The organism is Collinsella sp. TM06-3 (assembly GCF_003436395.1).
Taxonomy (GTDB): Bacteria; Actinomycetota; Coriobacteriia; order Coriobacteriales; family Coriobacteriaceae; genus Collinsella.
This window is the reverse complement of record NZ_QSPG01000047.1, coordinates 1-1,572: the sequence shown is the minus strand read 5'-3', so window position 1 is coordinate 1,572 and position 1,572 is coordinate 1. Positions and strand designations below refer to the sequence as shown.

At 67.9% G+C, this 1,572-nt stretch carries 1 protein-coding gene; it reads right to left on the bottom strand.

Going from position 1 to position 1,572, the window contains the following annotated elements:
* Positions 1 to 333: 333 nt before the first annotated feature.
* Positions 334 to 1,446: an IS110 family transposase gene (locus DXD56_RS09920; RefSeq protein ID WP_233524983.1), complete on the bottom strand. Its 1,113-nt coding sequence runs from the start codon at positions 1,444 to 1,446 to the stop codon at positions 334 to 336.
* Positions 1,447 to 1,572 lie beyond the last annotated feature (126 nt).

Here is a 1,572-nt window from a genome sequence, read left to right as displayed (position 1 = left end):
GGGACGTTCCTTTTAATATGAGCAGGACATTGTCAAGAGGCAAAATCGGGCCTGGCCCCAACGATATGGGGTCAGGCCCTCTCCCTATATCAACCCGTCCGCGGCGACCTCGGCGTGTCTTACCGACGCTCGTCTTTGCAGTTTAATATCCGCCCGTGGCGATCTCTCGCTGGGCAATCCGTTGCTACGGCTGAGGCTTCTACGTCGAACCGACAGTCTGTGCACGCGTGTGGCGCCCTGGGCGCTCGCAGAAAAGGGACCTGAGGTTCGCCTCAACGGCTTCGGATCGAACCGCTTCCGGGGTGACTGGCTTATGTGCGGGGGACCGCCCCCCTACGCCCCCTCGGCCATGAGGCCGACCGCCCACACCCAGCAGGCGAGCTCGCGCGCCGTGGCGACGTTCGCCTTGCTGCCGTGGACCCCGCGCGCGAGCAGCGCCTCCCGCCTCTCGACCAGCCTCCGCACGCCCTTGGCGGCATGCCTCCGGGCGCCCCGGTCCGGGGCCTGGCCCTTGGCGAGGTCCTTCGGCCGCCCCGAGCACGTCAGGTAGTGCCACGCGGCCTCGACCAGCGTCTTCCTCAGGTGCTTGTTGCCGGCCTTGGTGATCGCGCCCCTGCGGTCGCTCTCCCCGCTGGAGTGCTCGGAGGGCGTCAGGCCGACCCATGCCGCGAACGAGCGGGCGTTCCTGAACCTCGAGAACTCGCCGGCCTCGAACACGAGGTCGGCGGCGGAAGCGGTGTCGACGCCCTTGAGGCAGCGCAGGGAGTCGACCCTCTTCCGCCACCTGGGCTTGCGGGCCTCGGCCTCGACGAGCCCCTCGAGCCTCGCCTTCTCCTCCGCCGCCCGCCTGACCGCGTCGACGTAGTAGGCGAGCGCGTCGTTGTCGGCCCCCTCCGCGAACCTAATCGACTCGATCCAGGACCAGTGCGCCCGGGTCCAGTTGCCCTTCCTGCGGCCGGTGGGCGTCCTCTCGCCGAAGACGAGCCCGTGCCTTAGCAGGAACTTGGAGAGCCGCTGCTTCGAGCGCGAGAGGTCGTCCCTCGCGTCCTCGAGCGCCCTGGTCAGGTCGCGGGCGGCCTCGCACTCGTCGTCGGGGACCCACACCTCGACCACGTTGCCGACCGACAGCATGCGGGCGAGGAACTCGGCGTCGTTGCGGTCGTTCTTCCTGCGCCTGTCCGCGCTGGGCTTGATCATCTTCGAGACGGCGCCGACCACGCAGTCGACCCCCAGGCCGGAGAGCCTCTTCTGCAGGTCGAAGCCCGTGACCCCGGACTCGTACACGCACCTGGCCCCGGGGTCCACGGAGCGGACCCACTCCGCGACGGCGCCGGCGTCGTAGCCGAAGGTCGCGCAGCGCACCTCCCCGGTCATGACGTCGAGGGAGACGGCCTTTATCGAGCGGGCGTGGACGTCGAGGCCGACGAAGGTGGTAGTATCGAGCATGGGAGCCCCTTCCATGAATGCGGCGTGGCCGCCGCGGCTGAATTAGACACTCACCATTGTCGGCCTAATCCGCGGTCTTTCATGCAGCAGGGGCTCTCAATGTTTTATGTCCTGCTCATATCGTCT